Origin of the sequence: Clostridium sp. FP2, assembly GCF_011065955.2 — a bacterium.
Classification (GTDB): domain Bacteria; phylum Bacillota; class Clostridia; order Clostridiales; family Clostridiaceae; genus Clostridium_AD; species Clostridium_AD tagluense.
The window spans coordinates 752337-770832 of record NZ_JAAMNI020000001.1 but is presented as its reverse complement, the minus strand read 5'-3'; the positions used below and the strand labels follow the sequence as shown (position 1 = coordinate 770832).

Below are 18496 nucleotides of genomic sequence, written 5' to 3'. Positions count from 1 at the left end.
TAAATTCAAACTATTTTATTTCTATTATTATACCACCTTTATAAGCTTCATCACCAATAGCTTTAATTATTCACAAATTTCCACAAGAGTATTCATTTGAGCATATTCCCAAACAATCTTAATATCATCATCTGATAGAGCTATGCATCCAGAAGTCCAATCACCTAGTGTTCCCCCGCCATGTATGCCTATTGCCCCACCTAAAGGAGTGTTCCAATCCGGTCTTTTACCACTTTCAATTTGAGTATTTATTTCTTTAAATGCAAGTTCCTCTATTAACCCATTTTCAAGTCCTCTTTGAGCATCCTGTACACTGGGATAATCAAGTCCTAAGAATAAGGTATATTTACTTTTATCATTTCTTGTGCAAATATGATATTTGCCTTCAGGGGTTCTTCTATCTCCTTCCATATGTTTATCACCAATAGGAGCTCCCCCTATTGCAATTTTAAATTTACCTATTAGATTACCATCTCCATATAATTCTAATATCCTTATACCTTTGTATACCTTTATACCTACCTTTTGTGGTTCTTCTTCAGGTTTTGTAAAAAACAAGCCTTCTCCCTCTAGAGTCCATATAAATTGTTTATCTGCTTCATTTACTTCACCAAGATTAGAATCACAAGTTTTAAAATTGCTTTTATAAAATTCATAGGCTCCTACTACTCCAACTGCAAGCAAGGCTCCAATAACTATATTTTTTTTTCTCACTTATATCTTCCTTTCTATCTTTTTTATACTATATATTTTTCACTATTTTTATATTAAATCTAATTTATCATATAATTGCAAATATATCAAAGTTAAATTTTATACTTTCCTTCTCAATAACATTTCTATTATTATAAATAAAATCAAAAATTAATACCTCTGATTTATCGCCTCTCAAATATGAGTTCATTTCGTAGCTTTCCTACTTCTTTTATAATCTTCATTTTCCTTAAGCAATAAGTTACTTTTCTCGCCTTATATACAGTAACTTTCAATATTTTCGCTAAATCTTTATTTGTAAAATTACCTGGCAGTTCTTCTGGTAGAAACATTAAAAAATCTTTTCCTTCTTTAAACGTTACCTTTTCTACTACCTGCACTAACTTTCTGTCCACAATGCTAATGCCTTTTCTTCTCCAGCTCCCTTTGCCATCCTTACATCTTATTTCTTCCTCTTTAGTCATTAAGATTTCTAGTATAAATTTTTCTTCATCTATCAAATCTGGTATCCTAATTAACTCATCAAACAGATCCACTAATTTGCCTTTTTTAGGGGATTTTCTTCTACTAATTACTTTATCCGAGTCATCCATTGTTACTATATATTTTTCAATAGCTATAGGGTGAACTAGCGTAACCATATTGTATTTAACCAGTTCTCTTAGCTTATTGCCAATTGCACTGAAATTTCTCGTTTGAATTTCTATTAATGAATCTTCCCTTACTAAATCAATTATATACTTATCTACTTTTACCTCTAATCTATCCCCTGGAATAGCATACCATTGTTTAATGGATGAGTGCAGTGATTTCTCATTATTTATGTTTATTCCTGATTGCTCCAAAATATAGACTACATCTTCTGCTTGTCCCATTTTTTCTCCTCACATTTATAAAAATATATTAGAATTCTCTTTCAAAGTTTTTATATCTTGTGCCTTGAAATGTAAGCTTTCCAACATCACCTTCTGCTAATAAGCCATATTCACTGCCACTTATTTTCAGTTCCATTCGGTCTCCACTCTCTACTTCAAAGGTTACATTATAAAATGTACTACTATGGGCTGGTTGATTATCATTCATACTACTACTGGTGGTATGTGCTCTTTTAGTTACTACCTTTGCCTTTACTGATAAAACAGGTTGTTTATTATTCTTCGACCATTGACCTATGCCTTTAATTATGCCGAATATAATTATACCAAATATTATCATAAATATAACTGGAACCATAAATTGGATAATGTTAAACATAAACATTAATTTTTCATCCCCTTTTATTTAGTTATACTATATTATATTATAATCATACCAAAAGTTTTATGATAAAGGAATTAATTTAAAAATGTATTTTACACTTAAATACTAATTGTGTATCAATGCACACTATAAGATAATATACTATTAGAAGGTGATGAATATGAAAATTACAATACTATCTGATACTCATGTAAAAAAACATAGCGATAAACTTTTCAAATTCATAGATAATATATCTAGAGAATCTGATATGATAATTCATGCAGGTGATTATGTTTCCTCTAGTGTGGTAGCAAAATTAAGAGAGCATAAGAACTTTATTGGAGTATGGGGAAATAATGATAAGGGATACATTAGAGATTTATTAAAAGAAAAGATAATTATACCCGTAGAAGGATACAAAATTGGTTTGTACCATGGTCATGGTAATGACAAATCTACACTTGAGAGAGCTTACGCGGAATTTAGTGGCGATAAAGTAGATATAATTATCTTTGGCCACAGTCATCAACCACTGATTATAACTAAAAACAAAGTCCTTATGATAAATCCAGGCTCACCATCTTACAAGCGGAGGGAACCATGGTATTCTTATGTTATTTTAGAGATTGAAGATAAGAAAATAAATGTTCAATTAAATTTTTTCAATTAATAATCATATCTACTGCGTTATTATTTAAACTCGCCAAAGAGGGTTTGCCATATAGGTGAATACGACGATAGCATTTTTCTTTAATACAGCATATATTATATGGAATAAATAATCTATTGGAATTGTTTATTCCATATTTATATTTGTCGATTATTAATGGAGATGAAAAAATGCACAAGAATGACTTCTTGTTAAAAATATTTGGAGTATCTGGAATCTTAGGTTTTATTTGCGAAATGTTTAATAACATGCAAACCTCCTATATTATTCTTTTGATGCTTATTATTTTAGATACTATTACAGGGATATTTACTGCTATAAAATATAAAAGGTTTTCCAGTGCAGGATTACGTAAAGCTACTAAAAAGATTATCACTTATTCCCTTTGCGTAATTACAGTTAGATTGCTAGAGACTATTTTAGCTCCCATAACAATCACCACCATGTTATCCCAAATTATAATAGCTTTTCTAGCGATTACAGAGAGTGTTAGTATTTTAGAAAATCTAACCCTACTGGGAGTTCCTATACCTTCTAATATTCTGCCTATATTAATTAAGACCCTAAAGATACCAGGATTAGATGCTATGTTAAAAACTTCCAAGGACAAGCATAGTGAATTTTCTGATATTGATGATATAATAAATTATCAAATTCCCGCTTTTGAGGATAAATATATTCGAAACTTTTTAGAAATTAAATGTGATGTAATGAAATCTACTATTAATCAAATCATTCTTATAGATGAAACTACTAATGATAATCCAGATATATTATTTTATAGGATACTGTCCACAATAGAGTTGGGCCTTAAGGATATGAATAAAAAATGGTCAGAAGAAAAAATCCCCACAAAATATATTGATTTTTTTTCTAAAGTGAATCAACCTAAAGTAGATAAGTGCCTAGAAAAACTAAAAATTATTTGTTATTCCACAAAAACAACAAGAGAGAAAAAAATCCAAATTATTGATTGTATTGTAATAATTTTATATCAAACAATAATTGATGCACGTAAAACCATATAATTGACTTTGCCCCTGTTAATGTAAATAAACAGGGGCAAAGTTAATTGTGTTAATCTTCTTCTATTTCAGTAACTTCATATCCTACTTCTTCAATAGCTTCTGTAATTTCACTATCATTTATCTCATCATCAAATTCTGCTATAGCAAATTTTTCTTCTAAGTCAACTCTTACTTTCATAGCACCAATGTCCAATAGTGCTTCCTTAACATGACTTACGCAATGACTGCAACTCATTCCATCAATATATATCTTTTTCTTCATTTATAATTCCCCTTTCAATTGTTAATTTATATTATTATATATGTTTCATTTTAGATTATATAATCAATAAGTCAACTAAATTTTATATAATGGCACAAATTCTTTTTATTTTATATTTAAAATATTATATCCAAAAAAACAAAATAAATTCTATTTTATAATTTTTACCTTTTATTTTAATTTTAATTTTGATAGCCTCTTCACTAATTCCAAAGTAAAGTTATCTAATTCTTTTAATACAAGTTGCAAATTTGTTACCTCATCTACTCCAAATTGAATGCTAGCCGCTACGCTTTCCGTAGCATCATTATTTTCTTTTGAAATATTTACTAAATTTTCAATCTGATTATTTATAGTAGATGCATTTGCGGACATTTCCTCCGTAGCTGATGATACCTCTTCCACCTTTTGTGAAACCTTGCCAATAGAACTAGCTATGTTATCAAACTTGCTCGCTGCAATGTCCACATAACTATATACCTCTTTAACCCTACTTGCAACACCTTCCATGGAACCCCCTGCCGCTGCTATTCCTCTTTGAACTTGTTTAATAAGCTCAGATATTTCTTCAGCAGATTTTGATGATTCTTCTGCTAATTTCCTTACTTCATCTGCAACTACTGCAAAACCTCTACCTTGCTGCCCAGCTCTTGCAGCCTCTATAGAAGCATTTAGTGCTAATAAATTAGTTTGCTCAGATATAGCTGTAATAGCAACTACTATACCATTTATTGCTTCTGATTTTTCATCTAAGTCTTTAACTAATTGCGAAGTATTTCCCACTTCCTCAACTATTGCTTTTGACTTTCTTGCAAGTTCCATCATAGTTTTATTTCCTTCACTTGCATTATCTTTAGCCTCAATTGCTTGCTGCGTAACCATTTGTGAATTATTAGCAATTTCACCTACTGCATCATTAATATAATGAATGCTATCAGCAGAACTATTCAATTCTTCCGTTTGCTTATCTATTCTCGTAGCAATATTGCCAGTCAATGTATTCATTTCCTTAAACCCCTCTACATTTCTATGAAATGCATTGGTAAATTTTTCTTCAATATCATAAATTTCTTTAGAAGTTTTAGTAATATGAACTAAAAGTTCTTGGAAAGTATCTAACATTTTATTAGTTGATTCTGCAAGTTCTCCTATTTCATCATTACTATCTATTTGTATTCTTTTTGTTAAGTCCCCTTCTAAATTAGACATATCGCTCATTTTTTCTACTAGTATATTTATTGATTTAGTTTGGCTTTTAGTAATTTTCCCCACCATGAATTTTATAATTAAAAGAACTATAGCGGAAAATACAATTGCACTTAATAAAATTAATAGTTGCGCTTTCAATATAGTATCTAATTTAATCTTCAATATTACTAAGGTGTTCATTCCCTTTTGTGTCTTCATAGGTATATATGTAGTCATGGATGATGTCCTATCAATTACGTCTCTTTGCACCTCCGAAGTTGTTGCTTTACCAGTATTTATAGCTTCTTCAATTATTTCTTTATTAGCAGCATCTTCAAAAGCATCTCCAAACTTGACAGTACTTTCCTTAGTTTTATCTACAATATATATCCACTTATTATCGCCATTTAAAGTAACTATAGATATTCCTTGTATAAAATCTACTCCTTTGTCACCTAGAAAAGTTATTCCATTATTAAGCTCCTTATAAATGTCACTATTATCTTTTTCACTTAAAAACTTATCATAATCCACTTTTTCTAGCCTATTAGTAATTGCCGTAGTAATCACAGGTCCTATTCCCACTACTACTTTTTTAACAGTTGATTGGAGCAATAAATATGTAGCAACAATTATTATTAAAAATATAGAAATTATTAATAACATTATTCTTTTACTCAATTTATCACTTATAGATGTTTTCTTTTTTTCATTTATACCTTTTCTCATGTTAATTTTCTCCTTCTATGAATAAATTTTTGTTAACTATAACAAAAACAGCTAATTTTTAGCTGTTTTCTTCATCCCCATAATTATAAATAACATCAGTCCTAGCACTGCAATAATATCCCCAATACTTATGGCAAAGTTCCTTAGGAACGTTAGTGGAATAATATCTCCTAAAAACCATACCCTAGTATTTTCATTTATTAAGGAATAAAGTCCTTCTTTGCTAATATTTAAAGTAATCCCTGCTGCATTCGCTGCTTTAGCACTTACTGGCATTGCTCCCCCATTTAAAAAAATCGGAATAGCATTTAGCAAAAATCCTAATCCCATAAGTACAATATACTTATTTTTTCTGTTAGAATAAGTAAAAATTACAAGTAAAATATACATGATTGAATTTAATATATATGTAAAGATACCTATATTAAAAAAATCCTTTCTTATGCAAATAACAATAAAAAATTCTATAAAGAAAGATATAAAAACAAGATGTGTGCGTTTTATGTCTACATTTTCTAAATTTCTTATATTTCCTTTTAATATGTATCCAATAATCACTGCAAAAATTAAAGCTTCAATAAACATTTAAATCCTCACTTTACTTTTTTGTTTTTCTAGAACTTTAAAATATGCTGCCACTACCTTTGGATGAAATTGAGTTCCAGAATATTTTTTCACTTCTTCTATAACCATATCATGATTTAAAGCTTTTCTATAGGGTCTATCTGTAGACATAGCATCTATAGAATCTGCAAGTTGCACAATAAAAACATCGAGGCTTAACTCTTCAACTTTTTTTCCATCTGGGTATCCATTTCCGTCATATTGCTCATGGTGATTGCGTATAATTGGTAGTACATTTTCAAGATTTTTAATATCTTTTAAAATGTTATAACCTATAAGTGGATGGGTTTTTATGATATCAAATTCTTCAGTAGAAAGTTTACCTGGTTTATTTAAAATTTCATCATTAATCCCAATTTTTCCAACATCATGAAGTAAGGCTGCCATATTTAATTGTTCAATTTTCCAGTCATTATATTTTAATTCTTTAGCTATATTTGCTGATATTTCAGCGACCCTTTTAGAGTGTCCTTCTGTGTATTTATCTCTTGCCTCCATTGCAAGCATAAGAGCATCTACAGTTTGGACATATTGAGATTTTGATTGTATATATAAGGAGAAAGTGTATCTTGCTAATACTATGGGAAATAATACAAGAATTACACCAGCATAGCTGTATAAATTAAATATATAAGCTAATAGTATTCCAAAAGGAGTCATAGCAAAAGTATTTAATAATACCAGTTTAAAATTACCTAAAAATGAATATAAAATACCTTTTTTATTAGTGATTGAAAATACAATTGATATAATAAAAGTATTAATTATATAAAATACAATTCCAAATACAATAATTGGTAATAAATTGCTATCTAATTTACCATTATATATGGTTCCACCTACTAATTTGTAAAAGTAACTACCATATAAAATAGGCAATGTAAATCCACAACAATTAAATAATGTTCCATAAAAAGGTGTGTTAAATATATGTTTATATTTATTGTTATCTTTAGTTAATCTAAATAAAAAACCTAATACTAAAATTATTATTGCATTAAATGTGTTAAATAGAAGAAACGAAGCAACTGTAATCGCAAAACTTGTACTAAAAGAAATTTTTCTATAAATCACTGTAAGACTTTCTGTTAAAGTTGTTAAAAATATAAAAAATATAAAAACATCAAATTTTATTGAGGAAAAAATTATATATTCTATTTTAAAGAAAACGAGGAAAGATATAAAAGTTATAATATATATAGTTATAATATATATTTTTAAATTTAACGGCAATTTCTTCATTATTTTCCTCCTATATATCTTAAAGGCCGATAGTCTTAAATTACCACATCCAACTAGCTGTTGATCCACCAGCTATAGCAAGTGCTAATATAGCTAATAATATTGTAGTTAATTTTTTCATTATTAAAATCCCCCTTTGATTTAAATTAATAGGGCTACGCTATAACCTATCATAATTTCTCTCCGCTATGGTAAACAATTGAAATAATAATTTCATAAACTAATTTTTTAAAAAATGTTAAGGTATCGGCCCTTAAAGCAATTTTATAAGCCACTTAGTGGCTTTTTAACAACTTTAACAGTTGTTAAAATTTGTTTTTTGTACTCTTCCATTTATAGCTACTAGGGTGGCTTTTGCAATAGCTTCATTTATATCATTTTTTACAATTGCAGATCCTACCATGGTTTCTTCTGATTCATTTATAACCATATTTACAAGAACTGATATAAAGGTTATATCCCTGTTAGTAGTACTAATTACATCTTGTACATCAAATATAAAGACTTGTCCAAGAATTTTTTCTACAGCATCAATAGTTGCTTTAGCTACTATTTTTTTTCTGTTAGCTACAGTTTTTATTCCCACTTGTGTTACAAAAAATTCTTCTTCTTCATAAAGGAGCTTAACGCTACATTCTAACATGTTGGGTTGCACATTTAAAGAAATACCCCCAAATTTTATTATTTTAATAGGGTCACAATCATCTGTTTCAATTTGTGCAATACTAATAACTTTTCTATCTATTCTATAATCAAAGGAGGTTAAAAGAATAGACTCAATATCTCTAACTATTTGCTTTGGTGCCCTTAAAGTATTAGCCAATATATGTATCTCTTGAATATCATTATCTTGATGTATTATTTTTGTACTAGTAACACCATTTAATTTATTTATCATTTCACTAAAAATATCAAAATCCATAATATACATCTCTCCCCTTCAACAATAAGAAAATTATAGCACATCCATTAATGATATACAAGATTTTACATATTCTTCATTATAGTATTACTATTCATCTAAAATTAACATATCATTGTTAATTTTTATGTTAATTTTTACTATACTTTTCCTTATTTTTTACTATACTTTCCCTTATGTTTTACTATACTTTTCCTTATTTTTTCAATAATCAAAATTAACTAATTATTTACTAGATTTTTCGCTAAAATTCCATTATAATATATTTCATGCAGTATACTTGAATTTTTATGAATATATGAATAATAAGATTTACTTTGAAATGTATAACAATGTGCCTCTTTAATTTTTACGTATATTTAATACATTAACGACGTTAGTTCATATATTCACTACAAAAACAATTATAATGTTATTTGTTAAAGTTTAATTTTTCACAATATTCAAGTGTAATGTAGGGTTATGGTGAGTTGTAATTTTAAATTTATAATATGTCTATATGTAATCATAGATTTTAAAGGAGGTATATTGTAGTGTGTTCTAATTGTTTAAACGCAGAAAATTTCAAAGTTTTAGAAAAATTTATTATTGACCTTCCAAGTAAAGAAGGTGCCCTTATCGAAGTGCTTCACAAAGCGCAAGGTCTATTCGGCTACTTACCTCAAGAGGTACAATCTTTTGTAGCAGAAAAGTTAAATATTCCAGTTTCAAAAGTTTATGGTGTTGTGACTTTCTATTCTTACTTCACTATTAAACCAAGAGGTGAATATGTAATAAATGTTTGCATGGGCACTGCTTGTTTTGTTAGAGGTTCTGGAGATGTACTTGAAGAATTTCAAAAGGAGTTAAAGATTAAAACTGGCGAAACTACTGGTGACGGTAAATTTACATTAGGCTCATTAAGATGTGTAGGTGCTTGTGGTCTTGCACCTGTAGTAACTATAAACGATAAAGTTTATGGACATGTTACAGTAGATGGAGTAAATAAGATACTATCTGAGTACGCCACAGGCGAGTACGTTGCAACCGAGTATGCTGAATAGGAGGGGGAAATACATTGAATAAAATTAATTCTTTTGATGAACTTAAAGAAATTCAAAATAGATATAATACATTGTTAGACCTTAGGGAAATGAACGAAGAAAAAGAGTTAGCTTCTGAAGGTAATCGATGTACAAGGTACTTATCCGTTTGTGGTGGTACTGGCTGTAAGTCCGCTAAAAGTGATGAAATACTCGCAAATCTACAAAAAGAAATCACAGCAAACGGACTAACTGATGAAGTAACTGCTGCTATTACTGGTTGTTTTGGATTTTGTGAAAAAGGTCCCATTGTTAAGGTTTCTCCTGATAACGTATTTTACGTTAATGTTAAACCTTCTGACGCCGCGGAAATAGTTAAAGAGCACTTATTAAAAGGTATCATAGTTGATAGGCTTTTATTTGAAGAACCAAGTATGGGTATAAAAATAAAAAAACAAGAAGATATGCCTTTCTATAAGAAACAAGTAAGAATTGCTCTTAGAAACTGTGGACTTATTAATCCTGAAGACATAAAAGAATATATATCTGAAGATGGTTACTTAGCATTAGGAAGGGTAATTACAGAAATGTCCCAAGATGAAATTATAAAGCTAATGATCGATTCAGGACTTCGAGGCAGAGGCGGCGGTGGCTTTCCAACTGGTAAAAAATGGGCTTTCGCTAAAATGTACGATGCTGATCAAAAATATATAATTTGTAATGCTGATGAAGGAGACCCAGGTGCTTTCATGGATCGTTCTATTCTTGAAGGAGACCCTCACAGTGTTCTAGAAGCTATGGCAATAGCAGGTTACAGTATTGGTGCTTCAATCGGAGATATTTATATTAGAGCAGAATACCCTCTTGCAATTAGTAGACTTCGAACGGCTATAAGCCAAGCTCGTGAATTAGGACTTCTCGGTAAAAATATTTTAGGAACTGATTTTAGCTTTGATATAGAAATTAAATATGGTGCTGGTGCTTTTGTATGTGGAGAAGAAACTGCATTAATTCAATCTATTGAAGGTTCACGTGGAGAACCAACTAATAAACCACCATTCCCAGCTCAAAGTGGATTATGGAATAAGCCAACTTGTGTTAACAATGTTGAAACTCTTGCAAATATTCCAGCTATAGTTAACAAAGGTGCTGCTTGGTATAGTTCTATAGGAACTGCAACCTCTAAAGGAACAAAAGTTTTTGCGCTGGCTGGCAAAATAAATAACGTTGGACTAGTAGAAGTTCCAATGGGTACTACACTAAGGGAAATCATTTTTGATATTGGTGGTGGAATTAAGAACGGTCGTGAATTTAAAGCTGTCCAAACAGGCGGTCCATCCGGCGGATGTATTACAGCAGAATTCTTAGATACTCCAATAGATTATGAATCACTAGGTGCTATAGGCTCTATGATGGGTTCTGGCGGTATGATTGTTATGGACGAAGATAATTGTATGATTGATATAGCTAAATTCTATTTAGAATTCACTGTAGAAGAGTCTTGTGGTAAATGTTCTCCCTGTAGAATCGGAAATAAACGTCTTCTTGAAATGCTTGAAAAAATTTCAAAAGGAAACGGAACAAAAGAAGACCTTCATAAGCTAAAATCACTTGCAAATACCATTAAGGATACTTCACTATGTGGTCTGGGACAAACTGCTCCAAATCCAGTATTAAGTACTATGAAATACTTTTTAAGTGAATATGAGGCTCACGTTTATGATAAAACTTGTCCTGCTGGAGTCTGTAAGCACTTATTAAAATACAACATTACGGATAAATGTATAGGCTGCACAAAATGTGCAAGGCAATGTCCTGTTAACTGTATCAGTGGAAAAGTTAAAACATTACATGTTATTGATCAAGATAAATGTATTAAATGTGGTGCATGCCAAAGTGCATGTCCAGTTAATGCAATCATTAAAAAATAACATATAAATGCGTTTTTCAAATATAAACTATAAGAAAGAGGTGCACGCTGTGAGTTTACTTACTCTTACTATAAACCATCAAGAAATTCAAGTAGAACAAGGCACAACTATTCTGCAAGCTGCTAGAAAGCTCAATATAAATATACCTACATTATGTCATTTAAATATGCATGATGGAAAAACTACAAACCATCCAGGTTCTTGTCGTATATGTGTTGTTGAAGTTGAGGGAAGACGAAACTTAGCTCCTGCATGCTGCACTCCCGTTGCAAATGGAATGGTAATTAAGACAACTTCAATTAGAGCTATTAAAGCCCGCAGAACTGTGCTTGAATTAATTCTATCTGACCATCCACAAGACTGCTTATTATGTGAAAAAAACACTGTATGTGAATTGCAAAGATTAGCTGCTGAACTAGGTGTTCGTGAAATTCGCTATAAAGGTGCAATGTCAACTTATCCTATAGATAATTCAAGTAGCTCCATTGTTAGAAATCTAGATAAATGTATATTATGCAGACGTTGTGAAACTATGTGTAATGAAGTTCAAACTGTTGGAGTTTTATCCGGTGTAGGCCGTGGCTTTGAAACTGTTGTATCTCCTGCTTTTTCAATGCCAATGGGAGAAACAACTTGTACTTTCTGTGGAAAATGCGTTTCTGTCTGTCCAACTGGTGCCTTAACAGAAGTTAATAACACTTCTAAAGTTTGGAATGCTCTAGATCAAAATGAAAAAATTGTTGTTGTTCAAACTGCTCCTGCAGTTAGATCCGCCCTAGGTGAAGAATTCGGACTTCCACATGGCACTGCTGTTACTGGAAAAATGGTTGCTGCACTAAGAGCTTTAGGTTTTACTAAAGTATTTGATACGGATTTTGCAGCTGACTTAACAATAATGGAAGAGGCTAGCGAATTTATTCATAGATTACAACATGGCGGAAAACTTCCACTGCTTACAAGCTGTTGTCCTGGTTGGGTTAAATTCTTCGAGCACCAATTTAATGATTTATTAGATATTCCATCTACTTGTAAATCACCACAACAAATGTGGGGTGCTGTTGCTAAAACATACCTTGCAGAAAAAATGAATGTAGAAGCAAAAGATATGATAGTTGTATCTGTAATGCCTTGTCTTGCAAAGAAATATGAGGCTGCGAGGCCTGAGATGGCTACAAATGGAGTCCCAGATGTTGATATAGTTATAAGCACAAGAGAACTTGCTAAAATGATTAAAGAAGCTGGAATTGATTTTAATTCATTGCCAGAAGAAGATTTCGATAATCCACTAGGAGAATCTACTGGTGCTGGAGTTATATTCGGTACATCTGGAGGTGTTATGGAAGCAGCACTTCGTACTGCTTATGAGTGGCTCACAAATGAAACCCTTGAGAATGTAAATTTTGAAACAGTACGCGGTATGGAAGGCATAAAAGAAGCATCTGTAAAAATTAACGACATTGATGTTAAAGTTGCTATAGCTAGTGGACTTTCCAATGCTCGTAAATTATTAGAAGCTATTCGCACGGGAGAAGCTAAGTATCACTTAATTGAAATCATGGCTTGCCCTGGTGGATGTATTAATGGTGGTGGGCAACCTTATGCAAATGATTATAAAGATATATTAACAAAGAGAATGTCTGTTTTATATAATGAAGATAAAAACAAAACTATAAGAAAATCTCATGAAAATCCATACATCAAAAAAATATATGAAGAATTCCTTGGAGAGCCCTATGGCGTTAAAGCTCATGAACTTCTTCATACACAATATATAAAACGTAAATAATACACCTAAAAAAAACAGCAGATATATCTGCTGTTTTTTTATAGATAATTAATGTTAACATGTTTCCCTAATTTTTCCATGTACCCTCTTAATTGCTCCACAAGCTTTAACTTAATGCTCAAATCTATAGGAAAATTAGGGTTTTGATGCGCTGGGTTTATCGCCTTTCCTACCCATAAATTAAAATGTGTACAATCCTCTATTAACATTTTAACAAGCCTACTAGCTCCGTCCAGACCATCTAAATCACAATATGTCCCCTTAGACGTAAAACTTGCTTCATAATTACTTAACTTTTCTATTGCCTTGCTTAAAGTTAAAACTCCCTCAGTTATTAAATCTATTCCCTCCATAGTTGCTGTAGGTGGTACATCTTTATCATAAAAATCTAAGTTTACTTTAAGTTCAAGGCCAAGTTCTCTCCTTACAATATTAGAAGTGGTTCCCCCACAAATTATCTTTTTTCCAGTTCCTTTCATGAATTCTTTAATAGCATAGCTATCATTTCGCGCGTCCTTCGGTGGACCGGTAAATAGATCAATAACCTCTGACTTTCTAGCTTTTACACATACAACAGTAGTATCATCTCCAGGTCTTCCTCCATATAAATCCCAACATACCTGAATCAGATCCTTTTCAATATTTTTTGCACTTCGTCTACATTTTGTATTACGAATTAAGTAATTTTGTACATTATCCCAGCTCCAACCCAAATTTAATATATTCCCTATTCCTGCATGAATACATCCATCACTGACAACCGTAATCACGTCCCCCTCCTCCAGTACAAATTGGCTTTCAAATACTTTTTTTTCATTAATAATACTTTCTTTTTTCTCTATTTCAATGCCTTTATTATTTCTTATTAAAAAGAAAGGCGGATTATCATACTCTGCAATATAAACTCTTCCATCATTATAAATTTTCATTAGAGTAAAGGTACAATAGGCAATCTCTCGTACCTTACACACAGGTAGTGTGTTTACTATAGTATCTACAGTTTCATAGATGTCCGCTCCTTCTTTAAGCATAGTACTAGCAATTTTAGATGTTAAGGAAGCTAGTATATTGGCTTTCACCCCACTACCCAGACCATCTGCCATGACAATTATAGTGCTATCCTTAAGTCTTATTATTTCCACCCTATCCCCACAGAGTTCCTCATCTTTTTTTATCAAACTATCATAAGCTACATCAATAAACAAATCCATTTTATTCACCATCTTCACCTGCTACTATTTTCTTTAACTTAGTTAAAATAATCTTCGTTTCTGCAGTGGTTTCACCAAGTAGACTTGCTATTTCTTGGGCAACCCTCATTTGCTTTTCTATAACCTCTTGAGCAGCATTTAAAGTATTTTCTTTAACCTTCATTAATTCTTTTTTATTTTTCTCTTCAGTCATAATATTAATCATACTTGCAAGTACCATGTCTTGCTTTTGAAGATATACTATATTTTCTATAAACACCACGCCATACTGTGGATAAGCAACCTTTTTACCTATTATGTTTTCTCCAGATTCTCTTACATTTTTAAAATCTGTATCATCAATAAGTAGGGATATAGGTTTTCCTATGATATTTTGAGATTGTATTTTAAATATAGCCTTGGCAGCTGGATTCATCTCTCGCACATTCATTTCTCCATCTAATAGAATTAGATTACTTGCAGTGTTTTCAACAATTTCGTTAGAAAGACTTTCTGCTTTAGTTCTCATATAATGAAGACACATATTAGTTTCAGCCATACCTTCAAAAACAGCTTGGGCTTTTTCTCTACAAGAATTATACCCGCACACTCCACAATTAAGTTCATCTATAAGTTCATATTTACCCATTTTTTTCATAATTGCTATAATTTCTTCTTCTGTGGCTATAGCCCTTTTAATTGATTTTTCAGTAAATTTTCTGTTAAAATTTATATTAGTCGGTATCTCAGTATTTATTGGATCATTATAGTTTTTACGACTCTTTATATAGGTTTTAACTTTTCTTAATTTTGTATAATAATTTTCACCATTTTTAACCATGACTGGTCCGCCTATGCAGCTTCCCTTGCAGGCACTAGCTTCAATTAATACGTCCTTTAAATCGCCATTCTTAATGCTATTAAATACTTCTATGCACTCTTCCATCCCACTTACCGTAATAACACTAAGTGAACTTTGCTTTAACTCACTCCCCATTGCCTCAATAATACCTCCACCCATAGGAAATCCTTGACCTTTACTATATGGATTAACATTAAAATTCTCTTCTTCTAGCTCATGTATTTTTATACCAGCTTCAGTAATCCAAGAATTCAATTCATCGAAAGTTAATACTGCATTAATCACATTATCTTTTAAAAAATACTCAAACTCAGATTTTTTTGCGAGACATGGTCCTATAAATACAATAAAGCTATCTTCACCAAATTTTTCCTTTAGTAATTTACCATGAGCTATCATTGGAGATACTACAGGAATCAAGTATGGAATAATTTCTTTAAAATATTTTTCTACTAAGTAATTAGCTGATGGGCATGCTGTGGTTATATAAACATCTCTCTTATTCTCCACAATATAATTATTATATAAATCAGCTACTATTTCCGCACCTACTGCAGTTTCTTCTGTTATACTAAATCCTAACTTCTTTAAAGCCGCTACCACGCGTCCTTGCTCCACATCAAAATAACCAGCAAAGGATGGTGCTAAACTTGCTATAATTTTTTTCCCCGAATTTATAGCAAGTTTAACAACCCCCACATCACTTTTAATTTCTCTAGCGTTTTGTGGACATATAGTAAGACAATGACCACATTCTATACATCTTTGTTCATCTATAGTAGCTTGCTCATTCTCAAATTTTATGGCCTTCACAGGACATGAACGAAGGCATTTATAACAATTTTTGCAATATGCTTTAGAAAAATTCATATTACTCATTTGATATACCTCTCATAATAGTTTCATGAAAGAATGCATCTACATTATTCTCATTTAAGGAAAAAAACTCATCATCATTCACAGTTACAGAAACTCCCTCTGTGCATCTTCCAATACAAAATGCTCCTTTAATTTCCACCTTATCTTCAATCTTATTTTCTTTGATTAGCTTTTGTAACCCTTCTATTACTTTATAAGACCCTTTTAAATGACAGGCACTTCCAACACAAATACTAATAGTTATCATTATTATCATCCCTTCAAATTAAGTTACCTTATATTTATTTTATGCTATTTCTTATTTTTCCATAATTAAATTTTACACCAATTACTCAAAAATTAATATAGGAGCTTTGATTTATTTTTAACAATATCTTTGGCTTTTTTAACATACAGAATAACAAAGATTATTTCGATAAAAGTTATCTACATTACTTCAATTAAATGCTTTAAGTATCTGCCAAGTCTATCAAGTTTCCAAACAACTAATACATAGTCTCATAACTTAACAATCAAGTATTAATACTATGATTTTGAGATAAGTTTTGATGCCATTTTATTAAAATTCGCTTAAAACCAAAACAAGTCTCAAAAACGAAGGTTTTTGAGACTTGTTTATATATAATTTAACTAACTCATTTTGAGAGAATCAACAAAAGCATTATCATTTAACGACATTTCAGAAGGAAAGTCTCCCACTTCTATAAGTGGGAGTTACAAGCTATAACAAATAAAAAACTTCAGTAGGAGTCTAAATCTCCTTCTGAAGTCGTTAATTGCAGCATCGCAGATGATGATTTGATGCAGTCTTTCATAACCATTCTAAATAGGATTACTTTTTTCTATTTTAAATCTATGCTATGAATACTTCCATTTTCAGCAAAGATCCTACCAGCTAAATTAAAATTTTTAGATTCAAAAATTGTAACTTTATTGCTATCATTACTCCAAAATACTTTATTGCCGTTATACATATTATAATAATCTATATCTTTAAGCAATAAAATCTTATTAACTATTTCGTTTCCATTAAACTTTGCTGCATATATACTCCATACTCCTTTATCATCTTCACCACTATATGTTGCATAAACAATTTTGTTTTCATCCGGTGAAATCCAAAATGGAACAATATGGCGTCCTAATGATTGTGCAAATTTATTTGTTTTTTTACTATTTACATCATAGATAAATAAGCCATTTTCCCCATTTATATTTCCTTCAAAAACTATCATTTGTCCATCATTAATAACAGCAAAACTATGGTTACCTATACGATTTTTATGTAACATTGCTTCAGCAGATGGTAAAACCATCACAGGTTGAACTTTCCCATCATCTGTACTTAGCTTATAAATACCTTCTGTTATAATTGTTTTTTCATTGTTTTTTACGTTAGTAATCCCTACAAAATAAACATCTTTTCCATTATTGCTATAAACACCTGCTAATTGGTTTATTCTCTGATTACCCTCTTTAAATTCTTTCAATTTGTCATTTTCCACGTCATATACAACTATTGATGGGCTTTTAGCAAATGTTAATCCTATTATATATTTACTATTTACAGACCAATCTAGCAATATATTACCTTTCGTATTAATCTTCTTCTTGGAATTGCTTTTTATATCAACTATGTAATAACAGTTTTCACCATTTTCCTTTGTGTCATAGATATCCTTTGTGTCATATATATACTTTGTTTTATCGGGAGAAATTCTAGCTCCATATTCTAAATTGGAAGGTGATTTTTCAAAAGTGGATAAGTTAAGCTTATAGGTGCCTCCGGTAACCTCCTTACTAAATTTAAGTTCTTCTTCTTCATTTGTATTTTCCTTATCAAGCTTTTTAATTTTTTCCTCTATATCTTTTCTACTGAGTCCTATTTGAACAATAGCTTGGTTATCTCCTACCAGGCCTATCATATTATTAAGTCCTTCTATTCTATCTGTTTTTTCACTCTTTACTACTTGAAGTGGCTTATATTCATCTGGGGCCACTGCCTTTAATTTGTTGGCCGACACCACTACAGAATTATTACTTGCCATTAAGGGCTTGGAGTATGAATATACTACACTCACTGCCCCGAGCATTAATATCCCTGCAACTACGGCCCCTACTTTCCAATTCTTATTTCCTTGTCCCATAATTTCTTCCTCCTAAATTTAAATTTTATAAGTTAATTATAAACAAAAGTTGTAACAT

Annotated in this window: 17 protein-coding genes; 5 read left to right on the top strand and 12 right to left on the bottom strand. The window is 30.9% G+C overall.

From position 1 onward, the window contains the following. Positions 1-66: 66 nt before the first annotated feature. The 3 genes from G9F71_RS03700 to G9F71_RS03690 all read right to left on the bottom strand — a co-directional run bounded on the left by G9F71_RS03700 (position 67) and on the right by G9F71_RS03690 (position 1974). Positions 67-714, bottom strand: a complete 648-nt coding sequence (locus G9F71_RS03700) for a murein L,D-transpeptidase family protein (protein WP_164949583.1) — start codon at positions 712-714, stop codon at positions 67-69. Between the two features lie 164 nt (positions 715-878). Continuing rightward, positions 879-1589, bottom strand: a complete 711-nt coding sequence (locus tag G9F71_RS03695) for a hypothetical protein (protein ID WP_164949582.1) — start codon at positions 1587-1589, stop codon at positions 879-881. 28 nt (positions 1590-1617) lie between these two features. Next, complete coding sequence (locus tag G9F71_RS03690; RefSeq protein ID WP_369429498.1) at positions 1618-1974, bottom strand: DUF2500 domain-containing protein; 357 nt, start codon at positions 1972-1974, stop codon at positions 1618-1620. A gap of 160 nt (positions 1975-2134) precedes the next feature. Here G9F71_RS03690 and G9F71_RS03685 point away from each other — a divergent pair, with 160 nt between their 5' ends. Then, positions 2135-2626: a metallophosphoesterase family protein gene (locus G9F71_RS03685; RefSeq protein ID WP_125000305.1), complete on the top strand. Its 492-nt coding sequence runs from the start codon at positions 2135-2137 to the stop codon at positions 2624-2626. 170 nt (positions 2627-2796) lie between these two features. Next, positions 2797-3654, top strand: a complete 858-nt coding sequence (locus tag G9F71_RS03680) for a phage holin family protein (RefSeq protein WP_164944838.1) — start codon at positions 2797-2799, stop codon at positions 3652-3654. A gap of 49 nt (positions 3655-3703) precedes the next feature. On the opposite strand, the gene G9F71_RS03675 is transcribed toward G9F71_RS03680, so the two are convergent. The 5 genes from G9F71_RS03675 to G9F71_RS03655 all read right to left on the bottom strand — a co-directional run bounded on the left by G9F71_RS03675 (position 3704) and on the right by G9F71_RS03655 (position 8621). Then, positions 3704-3916 (bottom strand): heavy-metal-associated domain-containing protein, encoded by a 213-nt coding sequence (locus G9F71_RS03675; RefSeq protein WP_125000299.1) that lies wholly within the window; start codon positions 3914-3916, stop codon positions 3704-3706. A 171-nt stretch (positions 3917-4087) separates the two neighbouring features. Then, entirely contained in the window at positions 4088-5833 is a 1746-nt protein-coding gene (locus tag G9F71_RS03670; protein ID WP_164949581.1) for a methyl-accepting chemotaxis protein, read from the bottom strand. 51 nt (positions 5834-5884) lie between these two features. Beyond that, entirely contained in the window at positions 5885-6418 is a 534-nt protein-coding gene (locus tag G9F71_RS03665) for a DUF5317 domain-containing protein (RefSeq protein ID WP_164949580.1), read from the bottom strand. Further along, the gene (locus G9F71_RS03660; RefSeq protein ID WP_164949579.1) at positions 6419-7699 is read right to left on the bottom strand and encodes an HD-GYP domain-containing protein; all 1281 of its coding nucleotides are present in this window, start codon (positions 7697-7699) and stop codon (positions 6419-6421) included. 295 nt (positions 7700-7994) lie between these two features. Further along, complete coding sequence (locus G9F71_RS03655; protein ID WP_164949578.1) at positions 7995-8621, bottom strand: hypothetical protein; 627 nt, start codon at positions 8619-8621, stop codon at positions 7995-7997. A gap of 533 nt (positions 8622-9154) precedes the next feature. On the opposite strand from G9F71_RS03655, the gene G9F71_RS03650 reads away from it, so the two are divergent. The 3 genes from G9F71_RS03650 to G9F71_RS03640 are packed head-to-tail and all read left to right on the top strand — an operon-like array spanning position 9155 to position 13360. Further along, on the top strand, positions 9155-9664 hold the full coding sequence (locus tag G9F71_RS03650; RefSeq protein ID WP_164949577.1) for a complex I 24 kDa subunit family protein: 510 nt from the start codon (positions 9155-9157) through the stop codon (positions 9662-9664). Between the two features lie 14 nt (positions 9665-9678). Next, positions 9679-11574: an NADH-ubiquinone oxidoreductase-F iron-sulfur binding region domain-containing protein gene (locus tag G9F71_RS03645; protein ID WP_374197417.1), complete on the top strand. Its 1896-nt coding sequence runs from the start codon at positions 9679-9681 to the stop codon at positions 11572-11574. 49 nt (positions 11575-11623) lie between these two features. Then, complete coding sequence (locus G9F71_RS03640; RefSeq protein WP_164949576.1) at positions 11624-13360, top strand: NADH-dependent [FeFe] hydrogenase, group A6; 1737 nt, start codon at positions 11624-11626, stop codon at positions 13358-13360. 38 nt (positions 13361-13398) lie between these two features. Here G9F71_RS03640 and G9F71_RS03635 read toward each other — a convergent pair whose 3' ends face one another. The 4 genes from G9F71_RS03635 to G9F71_RS03620 all read right to left on the bottom strand — a co-directional run bounded on the left by G9F71_RS03635 (position 13399) and on the right by G9F71_RS03620 (position 18438). Continuing rightward, positions 13399-14571 carry a SpoIIE family protein phosphatase gene (locus G9F71_RS03635; protein ID WP_164949575.1) on the bottom strand — a complete coding sequence of 391 codons (1173 nt, stop codon included), beginning with the start codon at positions 14569-14571 and terminating at the stop codon, positions 13399-13401. 1 nt (position 14572) lies between these two features. Then, a complete protein-coding gene (locus G9F71_RS03630) occupies positions 14573-16291 on the bottom strand; it encodes a [Fe-Fe] hydrogenase large subunit C-terminal domain-containing protein (RefSeq protein ID WP_164949574.1) in 1719 nt (572 codons plus the stop codon). Further along, a complete protein-coding gene (locus G9F71_RS03625; protein WP_125000275.1) occupies positions 16284-16538 on the bottom strand; it encodes a (2Fe-2S) ferredoxin domain-containing protein in 255 nt (84 codons plus the stop codon). The genes G9F71_RS03630 and G9F71_RS03625 overlap by 8 nt, the downstream gene beginning before the upstream one ends. Positions 16539-17133: 595 nt before the next feature. Then, entirely contained in the window at positions 17134-18438 is a 1305-nt protein-coding gene (locus tag G9F71_RS03620) for a TolB family protein (protein ID WP_164949573.1), read from the bottom strand. Positions 18439-18496: the final 58 nt, after the last annotated feature.

What these genes read in the sequence shown, in the direction of transcription:
- G9F71_RS03695 (WP_164949582.1), bottom strand. Translation starts at nt 1,589, where the DNA reads ATGGGACAAGCAGAAGATGTAGTCTATATTTTGGAGCAATCAGGAATA.
- G9F71_RS03690 (WP_369429498.1), bottom strand. Translation starts at nt 1,974, where the DNA reads ATGTTTATGTTTAACATTATCCAATTTATGGTTCCAGTTATATTTATG.
- G9F71_RS03685 (WP_125000305.1), top strand. Translation starts at nt 2,135, where the DNA reads ATGAAAATTACAATACTATCTGATACTCATGTAAAAAAACATAGCGAT.
- G9F71_RS03680 (WP_164944838.1), top strand. Translation starts at nt 2,797, where the DNA reads ATGCACAAGAATGACTTCTTGTTAAAAATATTTGGAGTATCTGGAATC.
- G9F71_RS03675 (WP_125000299.1), bottom strand. Translation starts at nt 3,916, where the DNA reads ATGAAGAAAAAGATATATATTGATGGAATGAGTTGCAGTCATTGCGTA.
- G9F71_RS03670 (WP_164949581.1), bottom strand. Translation starts at nt 5,833, where the DNA reads ATGAGAAAAGGTATAAATGAAAAAAAGAAAACATCTATAAGTGATAAA.
- G9F71_RS03665 (WP_164949580.1), bottom strand. Translation starts at nt 6,418, where the DNA reads ATGTTTATTGAAGCTTTAATTTTTGCAGTGATTATTGGATACATATTA.
- G9F71_RS03660 (WP_164949579.1), bottom strand. Translation starts at nt 7,699, where the DNA reads ATGAAGAAATTGCCGTTAAATTTAAAAATATATATTATAACTATATAT.
- G9F71_RS03655 (WP_164949578.1), bottom strand. Translation starts at nt 8,621, where the DNA reads ATGGATTTTGATATTTTTAGTGAAATGATAAATAAATTAAATGGTGTT.
- G9F71_RS03635 (WP_164949575.1), bottom strand. Translation starts at nt 14,571, where the DNA reads ATGGATTTGTTTATTGATGTAGCTTATGATAGTTTGATAAAAAAAGAT.
- G9F71_RS03630 (WP_164949574.1), bottom strand. Translation starts at nt 16,291, where the DNA reads ATGAGTAATATGAATTTTTCTAAAGCATATTGCAAAAATTGTTATAAA.
- G9F71_RS03625 (WP_125000275.1), bottom strand. Translation starts at nt 16,538, where the DNA reads ATGATAACTATTAGTATTTGTGTTGGAAGTGCCTGTCATTTAAAAGGG.
- G9F71_RS03620 (WP_164949573.1), bottom strand. Translation starts at nt 18,438, where the DNA reads ATGGGACAAGGAAATAAGAATTGGAAAGTAGGGGCCGTAGTTGCAGGG.